Consider the following 13,219-nt stretch of genomic DNA (forward strand, 5'->3'; position numbering starts at 1 on the left):
GTCACTTCCTCGGATCAGGACCGAATGACAGTCAAAGCCTCATCGACGATGGCTTCAACCTCGTCCTGCGTCTTGGCCTCCACGTTGAGGCGCAACAACGGCTCCGTGTTCGATGCACGCACGTTGAGCCAGGATCCGTCATTCAAATCAATAGTTACGCCATCCAGTTTATCCACACTTGCGGCGCGATCAGCGAAGGCCTCCACCACGGCTGCAGTGCGCCCCTGCTGATCTGCCACCTCGGAGTTGATCTCTCCGGAGGCTTCGTATCGGTTGTAAGCCTGTGCAAGCTCACTGAGCGGTTTGTCCTGGGAACCGAGCGTGGACAGAACATGCAAGGCAGCCAGCATGCCCGAATCCGCGTTGAAGAAGTCCGCGAAGTAGTAGTGCGCGGAGTGCTCGCCGCCGAAGATCGCGCCGTGCTCTGCCATCTGCGCCTTGATAAAAGAATGTCCCACGCGGGTGCGGACCGGTTTACCGCCCTTTTCCTGCACCAGTTCCGGCACGGACTTGGAGGTGATCAGGTTGTGAATGATGGTGGAACCAGGCTGCTCATCCAGGTAGTGCTCCGCGATGATTGCGCAGATCGCAGACGGGGAAACCGGCTCGCCTTTTTCATCCACGATGAAGCAGCGGTCTGCATCTCCGTCGAAAGCAATGCCTAGATCTGCACCCACTTCAACGGTGAAGTGTTGCAGGTCCACCAAGTTGGCGGGATCCAGCGGGTTGGCCTCATGGTTGGGGAAGTTGCCGTCTAGTTCGAAGTACAGGGCTTCCAGCTCCAGCGGCAGTCCCTGGAATACCGCAGGAACCGTCAGGCCACCCATGCCGTTGCCGGCATCGACCGCGACCTTGAGTGGGCGAATGTCTAGAGGAACGAGGTCGCGGAGGAACTCCGCGTAGCCCTGGAGCACGTCCTTGCGGGAATTATGGCCTGGGGCTCCCTCGAACACTGGGACGCCCTGGATGAGGTCATCGGTGATCTCCTTCAGACCGGACTCCTGGCCCACAGGGCGTGCACCCGCACGACACAGCTTGATGCCGTTGTACTTGGCCGGGTTGTGGGAGGCGGTGAACATGGCGCCCGGGCAGTCCATCACGCCGGATGCGTAATAGAGCTCGTCCGTAGAAGTCAGACCCAAAGATACCGTGTCTAGCCCTTGGGAGTTGACCCCTTCCGCGAAGGCCATAGACAGCTGTGGAGACGTTTCACGCATGTCGTGGCCGATGACCACGTTGGTTGCACCTTCCCCGCGCATCAGTTTGCCGAAGGCCGCGCCGGTATCGCGGACGAAGCTCTCATCCACTTCATTCGCACCACTGCCCACCACGCCGCGCACGTCATATGCTTTGATGATCGCTGAAATCGCCTCACGGGTACGTTCCGTCATAGCTGGGGTTCTCCTCGGGTTGGGGCGCGGACGGTCATCCGCGAAAGTCTTAATCGGCTGGGCGCAACGGGTTAGTTAGCTTAGTTCTCCTTTTCTCGCACGGCACGCAGATGGCGCCGAGGAGAAGTTGGTGGGAGATTCCGATGCGCAGGGTGGTGGCCGGTGGGCAGCGGGAGGTGTTCGCGTCGCACCATGCGAGGTGCGGGTTCCGCCACTTCTTCGTCGACATGGCTGGACGCTTGCTGCACGGCCTCCATGAGGGCCATGAGGTCTTCATCATCGGTGTCATCTTCGGCGTGAAAGCCGATGGCTCCAGGGTCTGCGGTCTGTAATTCCCATCCTTGGGGGACGGTGGTCCGGCCGGCGTGGTCCGCGCAGAGATCCCAGCGGTGGGGGTTGCCTTGGACCTGCAGTGGCCCGATGATGGCGATTTGCTCGGCGTAGTTGTACTCGAGCGTGGCCACCGCAGGCTTCCTGCATCCAGGTCTGGAACATTGTCGGCTCACAGTCACGGAGAATATCTTAACGGTTTGCAATACGAATAGTGTCAATTGGCGCACGTGAGACTCTTCACGTGTCACAGCGCTAGACGAGCGCGCTGGCTCGTTAGACTGTGTGCTCATGGGACACATCACGCGAGTGCGCAATGACCGGCACGGACGAGGCCCTCGGGGCCCTTTCCTGCCCAAGCTACCTCGGTATAAGACGCGTTCCCAGAAGTTTGATGCCGCCGTCATGGACGCCTACGAACCCATCGCCGAGCAACTAGAAAGCCAACTGGCTTCATTGGATGTTGCTGTTGATGTGGTTCCGCGCATGCGGTTGGACGTGGGGTACCGCCAGTGGCCGGATGACGTGGTTGCCGATGGCCAGGTTCCTTTAGGCCGATTGGTGTTTGCTGGCGTGGATGCGTCTGGTTGCCCTACGCGGCCGCGGATCATTATTTTCCGACGCCCAGTCGAATCCCGAACGGACTCCGCCGAGAGCCTGCGGGAGCAACTGCACTACATTTTGGTACGGCTGGTGGCCGTCTACCTCAATGTTTCCCCGAACACGATTGATCCCCGTTTTAGCTGGGAAGACTAAAGGGCCAGTGGGGCCGGAATGACCTCACGTGCGCAACGATCCCCCGGAAGTGCCAGCCCGGTCTTCGCGAACTGGGGCAATACAAAACTAGTGGCACTTCCGGGGGATCATTGTGCAATTAGCAGCCCCCACGGGGCGTAATTAGCCAAGGCGCTTCTTTAGCTTGCGGCGCTCGCGCTCGGACAGGCCGCCCCAGATTCCGAAGCGCTCGTCATTAGCCAGTGCGTACTCCAAGCATTCGTCTCGCACACCGCAGGCTTGGCAAATGCGCTTGGCCTCGCGGGTAGAGCCTCCCTTTTCCGGGAAGAACGCCTCTGGATCGGTCTGCGCGCAGAGTGCTTGTTCCTGCCAGTCCTGTTCGACTGCGTCGAACAACAGGTCAAAGTCCTCAGTGAGATCAAATAGATTGCGCTGGCGTGTATCACCGTGCACGTTAGCGCTCCTATCCACCGCAGCAGAGCCGTCAGCGAACTGGCCGCTAAAGGCCGTATCTACTGACTTTTCCACCGTTTTCTCCTTATTACTACTGCATGCTGTGTCTGATTTACACGCTGTATCTTCCGTACCTGCTTGAAGTCCTATCGAACTACAGCTGGCGCACAATCCCCTGTCAGATCCTTAAAGCACATTCCCTTTACGGAAACTGAAGCCAAAACCTTTGCGAGGACTACGCGGGAAAACCTTACTGCGTGTCACTACTGGACAGATTACACAATGGTAATTACATCGCGTCAACCTTTGCGAAACCCCATGTAGTCCCAATATTCACTTGAGTCACATCAGCCACAGAAGCATTGAGGTTACTTTTGCCACACCCCGCTGCAGCAACACGAGATATCCCCCAGCCCAACGAAGCAACCACAATATATGGGAGAAAATCTGAACAATCCTGTGTCCAGCCACCACATCTAGAGAAATTTTAAAAAAATTTCTCCTCAGCAGCTTTTGGCCCCCAAAGGGAACTCAATGTCTACTAAATGTCCGAAGAAAAACGCAGTCCACCGTCGGGAAGCTGCACTCCTGGCCACACTCGCGCGCCATCTCGCAGCTCACAACGGGCGCCCACCACAGCACCTTCGCCGATGATGCAATCCGTCAATTGTGCCCGCGCACCAATGCGCGCACCTGCACCAATCACACAACGCTCCACGATGGCGCCAGCTTCAATCTGCACTCCATCAAAAATCACCGAAGTATCCACGCGTACTCCAGCTCCCACTTCAGCACCTCTGCCAATCACAGTTCCGCCGAGCAGCAGCGCTCCCCCAGCGATAGCTGCAGATTCATCCACCAAAGCCTCACCGTGGCGCCCGTCCAACAACGGCGATGGAGCGATGCCACGCACCAGATCAGAAGACCCGCGCACAAAGTCCGAAGGCGTTCCCATATCGCGCCAGTACGCCTGGTCCACGTGACCAAACACACGGCTGCCTCGCTCCAGCAGCTCGGGGAAGACCTCGCGCTCCACAGACACGGCGCGTCCGGCAGGAATAGCCTCGATCACCTCACGCTGGAACACGTAGGTTCCCGCGTTGATCTGATCCGTTGGAGGATCCTCCGTCTTCTCCAAGAAGGCACTCACTCGGCCGTCAGAATCGGTGGGGACACAACCAAAAGCACGAGGATCGGACACACGCAGCAGGTGCAGCGTCACATCAGCTTCCCGCTCCACGTGGCTGCGCAACACAGCGCCCAAATCCGTGCCGCCGAGGACATCGCCGTTGAACACCATCGCACGGTCGTGTCGCAGGCGAGACGCAACGTTGCGGATGCCGCCGCCCGTGCCTAGTGGTTCATCTTCGACGACATACTCGATCTCTAGCCCGAACTCAGAGCCGTCACCAAAAAACTCCTCAAAGACCTCTGCCTTGAAGGAGGTCCCCAGCACCACGTGGGTCATTCCTGCGTCCTTGATGCGGGCCAGTAGGTGCTGCAAGAAAGGAAAGCCCGCGGTGGGCAGCATCGGCTTAGGGATGGAGTTCGTCAACGGACGTAGCCGCGTGCCCTTACCGCCAACCAGAATGACCGCATCAGTGGTTGCTGCGAGATTCTCAGTCATGCTTTCCTCATTCATTGTCAGACGTTCTTGTTGCAGAGTTAGTTTGAGTTCGATTGCCGTTCAAAATATCTTCACCCGGCAGACTATCCACGAGAAAGACAACTGTCCCGTACCCACGCCGGGCAGGCTGCAGAATTATTGTCGGCTGAGTACCTCAGGCAGACTCGCGCGCCAGCTCTCGCTTGGCCCACCAAATAGCCACCGTGCAGCGAACTGTCAGCCCGGCCTTCAATACCCATCGCACCGGCGCATACAGCGGTCCGCGCAGACGATCAGCCTGGAATCGATACGCGCTCTGGTGGTGCGCATTGAGCGAAATCTCCGGGTGCTTGCTGGCCGAATGCCCCTGCGCGTGCGCAATCTCCGCAGACGGGGTGAACACATTCGTCCACCCGGCCTTCGCCAAGCGATCTCCTAGGTCCACGTCCTCCATGTACATGAAGTAGCGCTCGTCAAAGCCGTCGACAGACGCAAAAGCATCCCACCGCAGCAGCAGGCAGGAGCCAGACAGCCAGCCCGCCAGCCGCTCGCGGCGCATGTCTGACTGATTCATGTAGCGCACCGTCCAGGGGTTACCCGGCCAGATGGGACCCAACAGCGCGTGCCCAATTCCGGACAGCAGCCCGGGGATCTCTCGCGCAGAGGGGTAGGCGCTGCCGTCGGCCTCCTTGATCACGGGGCCCACCGCACCAGCGCGCGGATTACGGCCAGCAACCTCCACCATCGCGTCCACACAACCGGGACCGAACACCACGTCGGGGTTGGAGATCACAAAGAACTCATCGTCGATTTCGCCCGCTTCGCGCAGCTCGCGCAGGTGGCGCGCACCCAAGTTCATTGCCGCGCCATAGCCGATGTTGCCTCCGGAATTCACCAGTTCCACCGGCATGGAGTGCTCCGCGGCGGCAACTGCCTCCGGCGCTCCGTCGGTGGATCCGTTGTCCACCATCACCACGTGCGCGCCCTGGGTGGTGGCGGCAGGAACAGAGTTCATGAAATCCCACAGGTGTTTCCCGGGAGAAAACGTGACTGTAATGATCGCAATCGGTGCCATGGTCAAGCACCCTACTGCATTGCTTTTGCCAGCCCTGCCTGCCACGCGGGCAGAGGTGCAAGACCCAGCCGTTCCCATTCATCTACGCACAACGCAGCGTTCAGTGGCCGCTTGGCTGGGGTGGGGTACTCACTGGTGGGGATGCCCGTGACGCGCTGGGAATCGTAGCCGGCCGCAGCAAAAGAGGCTGTGGCCAGCTCGTACCACGTGATGGGCTCCCCCGAGCCCGCGCAGTGCAGCACCTGCGGGATATCTGCCGGGACTACCGCCTCGTGCTGCCCCGCTAACGCACGAGCCATCTCCCCCAAGCCACCAGCCAGGTGGGGCGCGTAGGTGGGCCTGCCCCACTGGTCATTCACCACGTTTGGGTCGATGCCCCGTCCCGCCAGATCCGCCATGGTCTTCACAAAGTCCCGTCCAGAATTTCGTGGCCCCGTATACACCCAGCTGGTACGCACCACGTGTGCGCCGTAGGCCAGCGCCGCCTGCTCGCCTTCCCATTTGCTTTGTCCGTAGTAGCTCAGTGGTGCGGGAGTTTCGGTGGTGGGGTTGCACTGTCCTTTTTCCCGACGCCCACTCAGCACGTATTCCGTGGACACCTGAATCATTGCCATTCCCAATTCCTGGGATTGCCGCGCTAACTCCCCCGGCGCGATGGCATTAATCCGGTGCACAAGCTCCCGGTTTTCTTGCGCCTCCGCATCATCCACGGCGGTATAAGCGGCCAGGTTAATCAAGACGGAATGGGGCGGAGGTGGCGTCGAAAAGAAAGAACGAAGATCCACCACGTCCCCCGCCAGGTCCACATCGCGACGGGTCAGACCCACGGCATGGGGAGACAAAGCCCCCATCGCGCGGCCGACTTGCCCAGAGGCACCGGTGAAGTACAGCGTCATGGTTTCCAAGTGTCGCACCTGAAGTGATTTCGCGCACCATCACCTATCATTACTATGTTCAACCACGCACTCGCGCACTACAGTGTGGGGATACTTTTAGACACAGTCCCGGCGCACTGTCCCTTTTTGCCGCGCTGACCCGTTGCCCCCGATCGACATTGGTAGGAAACCGAAGCATATGAATCCTGAAGACTCTGAGCAGCGCAGCACACGGTCGCGCCACTCTCGGCAGATTCAGGCTTCCCCGGTTTCCGCACAACGCCCGCGGCAGATCGGCGCGCGCCCGGTTAAGGCTGGACTGGCTCTCATTTCTGCGATTTTCCTGCTGGCCACGGGCATTGGATACGCCACCATCGGCAACCTGAACAGCCAGCTGGCCCAAGCCAGCGGCTTGGACCTCGGCGCGCAACCAGATGGCGCCACGGACATCCTGCTGGTGGGTGTAGATTCCCGTACGGATGCCCAGGGCAAGCCTCTGAGCCAGCAGGAAATCGACATGCTGCGCGCAGGTGAAGAAGATGCCACCAACACGGACACGATGATCCTCATTCGCGTTCCCAACGATGGATCCTCCGCCACCGCCGTGTCCTTGCCCCGCGATACGTACGTATCCACCGAGGACATGGGCAATATGAAGCTCAACGGCGTGTACGGCTCCGCGAAGTTCGAGAAAGCTCAGCAACTGGAGCAGAGCGGGGACACTGATGCCCAAGATGTGGACAAACAGTCCACCGAGGCAGGACGTAAGGCCTTGATCCGCACTGTGGGCGACCTGACTGGCATTCACGTGGACCACTACGCCGAGGTGGGCCTGTTGGGATTCGTGCTGCTCACCGATGCCGTGGGCGGCGTGGACGTGTGCCTCAACAACCCGGTGGATGAGCCGCTATCCGGTGCGAAGTTCCCCAAGGGCTACCAAACACTCGACGGCCCCGATGCCTTGAGCTTTGTGCGCCAGCGCCATGAGTTGCCCCGCGGCGACTTGGACCGCATCACTCGTCAGCAGGCGTACATGGCATCTCTGGCCAACCACATCCTCAGCTCGGAAACCTTGACCAACCCTTCCAGCCTGAACCACATCAACGAAGCGGTGAAGCGCTCGGTGGTTCTGGACGAGGGATGGGACATCATGGGCATGGCCACCCAGATGCAGTCTCTGGCCGGTGGCAACGTGACGTTCCAGACGATCCCCGTGACCAGCATCGATGGCACCGGCGACTACGGCGAATCCATCGTCACCGTGGACCGCAATCAGGTGCACAAGTTCTTCGACGATCTCGCCAACACTGATGACGAGGCAGCCGAGGAAAAGCCGGAAGAGACCACCGATCCGAACGCACCAATTGAGGACTTCAAGGCTGAGGATTACACCGTGGATGTCCTCAACGGTGGTGACGTGGCCGGACTGGCTGCGTCCGTCGGTTCCCTGGTGGAGGGCTACGGATACAAGCAAGGCAAGGTGGGCAATGCCCCTGAATCCGGCATCTCCGAATCCCAGGTCAACGCGAAGGACAAGAACGATCCCGCCGCGCGTGCACTAGCCCGCCAGCTGGGTGGTTTGAAGGTCGTAGAGGACCCGGATTTGGGCGATAAGGAACTGTCCATCACTCTGGCCGGAACATACTCCGGTCCAGGTGCCAACGGCGTCATGGTGGCCCTGCAGGATCCGAACTCGCCTACCGTTGGCACGTTGACCGAGGGCATTAAGGACCTGGATGGCGACGGTTACGAGGACACGGATTCCAGCTCCACTAGTGATTCCACCTCGAACTCCAGCGGCTCCTCCAGCGATACCGGCAGTGATTCCGGTACGGGTGTGGTGGGCACGGAGGGCTCCATGGGCGATGATCCGAAGCTGAATCAGACCTTGGACGCGGGTTCCAACGCCCCTATGTGCGTGAACTAGCTCCCTTGCTGAGCGCGACGAATTCGCGTGCGGTGAGCACGTAGTCTGGGGAGCCATGGATCTCATCGCAGACCTTCTCAACGACCCTGCTGCTCCCCGCCTGACCACGTACACCGAGGCTGGGCGCATGGAATTGTCTGGCATCACGCTGGCGAATTGGCAGGCCAAGGTGGCTAATCTGCTCACCAGCATTGGCGTGGGCGAGGGCGATACCGTCGCCATCGCCGCCGCGCCCGGATGGCAGCCAGCGTGTATTGCGGTGGGTGCATGGAAGGTCGGTGCCTTTATTTCCGACGCCAACTCCGGCGAGCCTGCAGTTCTGTTCACCGACTCACTGGAACTGGCCGAGGGCTTCGAGGACTCCCCCACGGGGGCTTCCGTGCAGGAAATTTACCTTTTGTCTTCCGACCCTTTCGGCCGGGGCGTGGAGGAAGCTGGTGGCGATGTGCCCTTCGGCATTAATGACTTCTCCCCCGAGCTGCGCGTGCACCCCGATGCGTTCATGGGTTCGGCACCGCTCAATCCCAGCGCTGATGTGGACGTGGTTCGCGCGGCTGCGGAGCAGCTGGAGACTGAGCACGGAATTGGGCGCGGTGCACGCGTGGTGATGGGGCCGTGGGATGACGTTCGCGGCTTGGCGCGATGCTTGTCTCCCCTGCTTGTTGGCGGTTCCGTGGTGATGTCCACGGATTCCCACCCAGCGCGCTTGGAGGAGCTAAAGGACACGGAAAAAGCCGACGTCATCGCGTAGATGACGCCGGCTAGATCTTCGGCTTCACAGAGCTGACTTCGTAGTACTGTCTTCGCAGGGTGAGGTCGTTTGACCGTTGGTGCTTAGCGCACGTCCCGCTTGCTGTTGAAGAACAGTGCGGCTGCTACCGCGACCGCTACCCACACGGCGAGCACCGTCACGTTGTGGGCAACGGTGAATGCCGGAGCTTCTGCTGTAAAGGCCTCCATGGAGAGATCCTGCATGGCGTGCCCCGGGGAGATTTCGTAGAGCTTCTTGGCGATTTCGTAAGTAGTTCCGAAAGCAAAGAGCAGATTTTCAATGACCAGGAACCACACCAGCGGCAGTGCCAGTCCAGCCACGCGGCTACGCGTAATCATGGCCACACCTGCTGCGACAAGGGCGTATCCAGCCAGGTAGATTGCTGGGACCCACGCGAATTTGATATCTCCGCCGTTGAACTCCAGCTTCGGCATAATGACCGCGACGAGGAGGGACACGAGCAGGCCCACTGCGTAGTTCACGATGACGAACATCACCGTGATGATTAAGCGTGCGGACAGCCAGTGCCAGCGGGCCTTCTGGGTCAAGAATGAGTGGGCCTGCATGTGGTTGCCCAGCTCACCGGCACTAGCTCCCGCTCCATAGACGATCGCCAGCAGCATGAACACCAAAGTGCCAGTGGTGAGGTCGTTCCAGTTCAACGGAGCCTTCTCTGTGGTGAACAGGCCTTGCAGCACCACGAATCCGTAGAGTGAGCCAGTCATCAGGACAACCCAGATGATGGAGCTGCGCAGAGTCAGCACCTTGCGTAGCTCGGACTTGAATGCGTGAGCGAATTGATTTCCTTGCGCCACTACCGGCTGGCGGCGTGGCACAGATTGAGAATTGTGGTTTTCGGCAACTGTGGCGTTCATTACTTGGCCTCCGAGCGCTGTTGTGGGGTGTTGGTTGGTGCCGAATTCTGACCTGGGATCTGTTGGGTGCGGTACTCCTGGGCACCCGAAGTGGCTGCGAGGAAGCGCTGTTCCAAGTTGGCGGCTTCAGTCTTCAGACCAGTGACCAGGAAGCCTTGAGAAAGTGCTGCTTCGGCGACCACCGTACGGACTTTTTGTTCCGAGATCTGCTGTCCTACAGTGATGCTCAACACGCGTTCGCGTTCCACATCTGCCTTCAGGCCTTGCTTGCGCAACTCCTCTGCCAGCAGAACGGCCTCGCGGCATTCCACCAGCACGCGGGTGCCGTCTGCGAGGAACTCCGCCATCGAATACTCACCGATGAGCTCTCCCTTACCGATCACCACGAGGCGGTCAGCCGTCTGCTGCATTTCCGAAAGCAGGTGGGAGGAGACCAATACAGCGCGCCCCTCGACGGCCTGCTGCCGGATGACACGGCGGATCCAGGACACGCCTTCTGGGTCCAGGCCGTTGACGGGCTCGTCCAGCAACAGATGCTGTGGATCGCCCAGCAGAGCGCCTGCCAGGCCGAGGCGCTGCTTCATACCCAGGGAGTAACCGCCGACCTTGCCCTTCGCAGCCTTTTCCAGACCGACTAGTTCCAAACACTGTTCCACTCGCTTGTCCGAAATGCCGGCACCAGCAGCGATGACGCGCAGGTGGTTACGTCCGGAGCGCTTGGGTTCGAACCAGTGGGCGTCGAGAACAGAACCCGCCACGGCGGCCTTCATGTTCAGAGAAGCAAACGAGGCGTTGTAAGCCTCGCCGTGTGGGTATGCGCCGCTGAAGGACACATGCCCCGTCGTAGGAGCGTCCAGGCCGAGCATGCAGCGCATGGTGGTGGACTTTCCGGAACCGTTGGGCCCAAGGAATCCTGTGACCTGGCCGTCCGGAACGTGGAAGTTGAGCTGATTGACTGCGGTCTTTTTTCCATACCGCTTCGTGAGATTTTCGACTGTGATCATGACATCTACTGTGCCGGAAACTTTAAGACTGCACATCCGACCGAAGTACTATTTCTTTCGGTCTGAATCGGTCATCCTCAGGGATGATCCCCCACATCCCCCAGAAGATCCTCAGGGTTAACCACCCCGTTTCTGAAGGCGAACAGTACGGCGTGCACCCTGTCACGGGAATTTGTCTTGAGCAAGACCTTACCCACGTGGGTCTTCACGGTCGGCAAAGAGATGAATAGCTCTGTGGAGATTTCTTGATTGCTTTTGCCCTTGACCATCAGCCGTAGGATCTCCAATTCGCGCGGGGTGAGCGGTTCTACCAATCCGAAATCTGCGCTCGCATCAGAATTCCCCTGAGTGCCATCCTCGCTCGCGCACTCTCTATTCGCACCCTTGTCGCAGACACACTCGCCATCCATACCTTCTGTGGACGCGGCGCCGTCAAATTCTTCACCCGTCCCCATCTCCCGCACGTGTCGCAGCAAACGGGCGGTGGACTTGGGGCTAATGACGGACGCAGATTCCCCGACCGTGCGCACAGCAGACAGCAGATCCTCGGGCTCCGCGTCCTTCAACAGAAACCCGCTGGCGCCCGCCTCCACTGATTTCAACACGTAGCTATCGTTATCAAAGGTGGTCAGCACGATAATCTTCGTCACTTCGCCACCGGGGCCGACCGGAGCTGCATCCAGGATCTTTCGCGTAGCAGCAATGCCATCCATCACGGGCATCTGCACGTCCATCAGCATGATGTCCACCGGCTGCTGCGTTGCCAACTCACAGGCCTGCTGTCCCTGTTCTGCCTGCCACAGCACCTCGATGTCGTCCTGTGAATCGAGCACCAAGGAAAAACCGGCACGCACCAGTTGCTGATCATCGACCAACCCGACCGTGATGTGTGGTGAGTTCATGCCCTTCACAATATCGTCCTAATTTCTAGCGCCCAGTAGGAAGCTCAGCAGTGACGTTCCAACCACCCGCGAACAGGCGCGAAGGCCCCCAGGTTGCCGTGCCACCGTGTACGCGGGCCCGTTCCGCGATGCCCGTCAGTCCCCGACCGCTGCCTTCGATCTGGTCCTCGCCGCGCTGATTGTCCACGGCGATGCGCACCTTCTCCTTGCTCCACTGCATGCGCAGCACCACGCGCACGCTGCCTGCGTGCTTCATGACATTCGTTAAAGACTCCTGCACGATGCGATAGACCGTGAGGTCACGCACCTCCTCCAAGGATTGCGGTTCGCCTTCGACCTGGTAACCAACGGTAAGGCCGGAGCGCTTGGCGTCGGACACTAGATCAGGAATTCCCGCCACACCCGGCGCGACAGAAACTTCGCGCTCGTCCTGCGAATCGTCGTGCAATACGGACAGCAAGGATCGCATCTGCGCCAACGCATCGCGACCGCGCGCGGAGATCGTCTCCAGCGCTTCCATGGCCTTGTCCGGGTCTTTCCGGCCCGCGTACCTGCCCCCGTCAGCCTGGGCGATGACCACGGTGAGGGAATGGGCGACGATATCGTGCATCTCTCGGGCGATTCTGTTGCGCTCCGACACGGTGGCCAGTTCGGCGCGCGCGGCAAGCGTTTCCATCTTCTCGTTGCGCTTGGCGGTGGAACGCCCCAGCATCGTGGACAACCCAATACTCGCCGTGATCAGCAGTGTCAGCACTACCGCCAAGAATCCCACTTGTGGCACCGAACTATAGTCGCCACCCAAGTTCACGCGCATGTAACCCCAGGTCACGGATGCCATTGAACCGACCCACAGGATCGCCAGCCACCAGCAGTTTTTCCGGCGCAAGTATGCCGCGATGTACCACGCCTCGAAACAGACAACGAAATACGCCAAAAAGTAGACCTGCACCGCAGAAATGCCCTGCATTGCCAGCCCCACGCCAGAGATGACCAGCCCTAACCTGGCTCTCCACCGCTGCACCAGTAAGCCCACAAAAGTCACCGCCAGACCTGCGAAGCACAGCAGGCTCGCAGAAAACGGCAGAGACGTCGCAGGAGGAAGTCCAAAGATCAGCCCCGTTAGCGTGAACGTCACGGCTTGCATCACGATCTGGATCCATAAGGTCACATCGCGGTACCACGGGCCGTCAGCCGCCAAGGGATATGTATTCGGCATAAACGTAGAGCATAGGCATTTCGCCCCGTGCCCGCGTCCTGCTGCAGTATGATTAGCG

General features: G+C 59.8%; 13 protein-coding genes. 3 read left to right on the forward strand and 10 right to left on the reverse strand.

From position 1 onward, the window contains the following. Nucleotides 1-14: 14 nt before the first annotated feature. Together CS919_RS02060 and CS919_RS02065 are read right to left on the reverse strand one after the other, a co-directional pair. Nucleotides 15-1,391: a phosphomannomutase/phosphoglucomutase gene (locus CS919_RS02060; protein WP_099297775.1), complete on the reverse strand. Its 1,377-nt coding sequence runs from the start codon at nt 1,389-1,391 to the stop codon at nt 15-17. 80 nt (nt 1,392-1,471) lie between these two features. Then, the gene (locus CS919_RS02065; protein ID WP_306345837.1) at nt 1,472-1,972 is read right to left on the reverse strand and encodes a DUF3499 domain-containing protein; all 501 of its coding nucleotides are present in this window, start codon (nt 1,970-1,972) and stop codon (nt 1,472-1,474) included. A gap of 40 nt (nt 1,973-2,012) precedes the next feature. Here CS919_RS02065 and CS919_RS02070 point away from each other — a divergent pair, with 40 nt between their 5' ends. Then, complete coding sequence (locus tag CS919_RS02070) at nt 2,013-2,477, forward strand: metallopeptidase family protein (protein WP_099297779.1); 465 nt, start codon at nt 2,013-2,015, stop codon at nt 2,475-2,477. A gap of 141 nt (nt 2,478-2,618) precedes the next feature. Here CS919_RS02070 and CS919_RS02075 read toward each other — a convergent pair whose 3' ends face one another. The 4 genes from CS919_RS02075 to CS919_RS02090 all read right to left on the reverse strand — a co-directional run bounded on the left by CS919_RS02075 (nt 2,619) and on the right by CS919_RS02090 (nt 6,486). Then, nucleotides 2,619-2,984, reverse strand: a complete 366-nt coding sequence (locus tag CS919_RS02075) for a WhiB family transcriptional regulator (RefSeq protein ID WP_288802265.1) — start codon at nt 2,982-2,984, stop codon at nt 2,619-2,621. A 466-nt stretch (nt 2,985-3,450) separates the two neighbouring features. After that, a complete protein-coding gene (gene manB, locus CS919_RS02080) occupies nt 3,451-4,536 on the reverse strand; it encodes a mannose-1-phosphate guanylyltransferase (RefSeq protein ID WP_234990753.1) in 1,086 nt (361 codons plus the stop codon). Between the two features lie 154 nt (nt 4,537-4,690). Beyond that, the gene (locus tag CS919_RS02085) at nt 4,691-5,590 is read right to left on the reverse strand and encodes a glycosyltransferase family 2 protein (RefSeq protein ID WP_099297783.1); all 900 of its coding nucleotides are present in this window, start codon (nt 5,588-5,590) and stop codon (nt 4,691-4,693) included. An 11-nt stretch (nt 5,591-5,601) separates the two neighbouring features. Beyond that, the gene (locus tag CS919_RS02090; RefSeq protein WP_099297785.1) at nt 5,602-6,486 is read right to left on the reverse strand and encodes an SDR family oxidoreductase; all 885 of its coding nucleotides are present in this window, start codon (nt 6,484-6,486) and stop codon (nt 5,602-5,604) included. Nucleotides 6,487-6,664: 178 nt separating this feature from the next. Between CS919_RS02090 and CS919_RS02095 the strand changes: the two genes are divergently transcribed. Continuing rightward, the gene (locus CS919_RS02095; RefSeq protein ID WP_099297787.1) at nt 6,665-8,392 is read left to right on the forward strand and encodes an LCP family protein; all 1,728 of its coding nucleotides are present in this window, start codon (nt 6,665-6,667) and stop codon (nt 8,390-8,392) included. A gap of 55 nt (nt 8,393-8,447) precedes the next feature. Then, nucleotides 8,448-9,143 (forward strand): TIGR03089 family protein, encoded by a 696-nt coding sequence (locus tag CS919_RS02100; protein ID WP_099297789.1) that lies wholly within the window; start codon nt 8,448-8,450, stop codon nt 9,141-9,143. 83 nt (nt 9,144-9,226) lie between these two features. On the opposite strand, the gene CS919_RS02105 is transcribed toward CS919_RS02100, so the two are convergent. The 4 genes from CS919_RS02105 to CS919_RS02120 are packed head-to-tail and all read right to left on the reverse strand — an operon-like array spanning nt 9,227 to nt 13,161. After that, complete coding sequence (locus CS919_RS02105; RefSeq protein ID WP_099297791.1) at nt 9,227-10,039, reverse strand: hypothetical protein; 813 nt, start codon at nt 10,037-10,039, stop codon at nt 9,227-9,229. Beyond that, nucleotides 10,039-11,079, reverse strand: coding sequence for an ABC transporter ATP-binding protein (locus CS919_RS02110; RefSeq protein ID WP_370737740.1), 1,041 nt, complete (start codon nt 11,077-11,079; stop codon nt 10,039-10,041). The genes CS919_RS02105 and CS919_RS02110 overlap by 1 nt, the downstream gene beginning before the upstream one ends. 41 nt (nt 11,080-11,120) lie before the next feature. After that, nucleotides 11,121-11,945, reverse strand: a complete 825-nt coding sequence (locus tag CS919_RS02115; protein ID WP_099298030.1) for a response regulator transcription factor — start codon at nt 11,943-11,945, stop codon at nt 11,121-11,123. Between the two features lie 25 nt (nt 11,946-11,970). Beyond that, nucleotides 11,971-13,161 (reverse strand): sensor histidine kinase, encoded by a 1,191-nt coding sequence (locus tag CS919_RS02120; protein WP_099297795.1) that lies wholly within the window; start codon nt 13,159-13,161, stop codon nt 11,971-11,973. Nucleotides 13,162-13,219 lie beyond the last annotated feature (58 nt).

This window comes from Corynebacterium dentalis, from assembly GCF_900232865.1.
Taxonomy (GTDB): Bacteria; Actinomycetota; Actinomycetes; order Mycobacteriales; family Mycobacteriaceae; genus Corynebacterium; species Corynebacterium dentalis.